The sequence below is a fragment of the Oleiphilus sp. HI0117 genome, from assembly GCF_001635235.1.
The window spans coordinates 1-1,089 of sequence record NZ_LWGA01000467.1 but is presented as its reverse complement, the minus strand read 5'-3'; the positions used below and the strand labels follow the sequence as shown (position 1 = coordinate 1,089).

The window sequence follows — 1,089 nt, the reverse complement described above, 5'->3', positions numbered from 1 at the left end:
AAGGGTCGCAAATATGCGGCCCTTTTTATTATTAATGGAATCAAAACTTTGAAGCTCGGTAAACGCCTAAAAAAACTCAATGAGATGTGCCTAAATAACTACGAGCACATCTGGGATTGCTGCTGCGACCACGGTTTATTGGGAATCAACCTGCTTGTTCGGCAAGCCGCACCCACAATTCACTTTGTTGATATTGTTCCAGAGCTCATTGAAGCCTTGAACCTGAAGTTAGTTGAGCTCTTTCCGGCGACTCCTAACAACCAAACATCTTGGAAGACCTATTGCAGCGATGCCTCCCAGTTACCTTTAGACAAACATCAAGGCAAACATTTGGTCATTATTGCTGGTATAGGTGGTGACGAAACGATGAGCCTGATCAACCAGCTTCATCAGAAGTTTCAAAACCTTGATATCGATTATCTGCTCTGCCCTGTTTATCACCAATATGCACTTAGGCAGCACCTCATTAAGCTCGATTTTTCTCTGCTTGACGAACAACTGGTGAAAGAACGAAAGCAGTTTTATGAAATACTGCATGTTTCTTCGTGTAGTGGTTTAAAGAAGGAAATATCTCCGGCGGGTAGAAAAATTTGGCAGGGTGAAACGGAAGTTCAAGCTGAGATTGCCCATGAGTATCTGGCGCGCGTTCTATCTCACTACAAAAAATCCCGAATTAATCACGGAGATAAAGTCGATGAGGTCATACGCGCCTATGAGCTTTGCGCTGAACATATACAAGCATAAAGAAGTTGTGGGCAGAAGGTTCCACCCCTCACTTACTCAACCCAACAAGAAACATTGTACTGATTCACCAGCGAGCCGAGGAAAGCACTGCCTACAAAACGATTGCTGTTTTCAATCGAGTCTGACCCCATTGAAACGCTTTTACCTAAAGCTCTTAAGGTAAACCTCTGACATCTTCCAATCTTCATCAGGGTCGATTGTATAGCTGAAGGGGCGTGGCGTGGTATCCGCTTCGATAATACTCTTTATTAATTCGTCAGCTTGAACCGGGTTGTAGACTCTAAAAAGTAACTCTCGCGTCTTATTCCAGGTAATTCTCGCTAAAGGCACAGCATTCCCGCCGGC

Annotated in this window: 1 protein-coding gene and 1 pseudogene; one reads left to right on the top strand and one right to left on the bottom strand. The window is 44.2% G+C overall.

The genetic code is table 11. The annotated features are described in order from the left end of the window. Positions 1-744, top strand: a 744-nt coding sequence (locus A3757_RS05360; RefSeq protein ID WP_156506197.1) for a tRNA (adenine(22)-N(1))-methyltransferase TrmK, incomplete at its 5' end; no start/stop codon positions are given. A gap of 141 nt (positions 745-885) precedes the next feature. Here A3757_RS05360 and A3757_RS05355 read toward each other — a convergent pair. Then, positions 886-1,089: pseudogene (locus tag A3757_RS05355) on the bottom strand (DUF695 domain-containing protein); the annotation flags it as partial.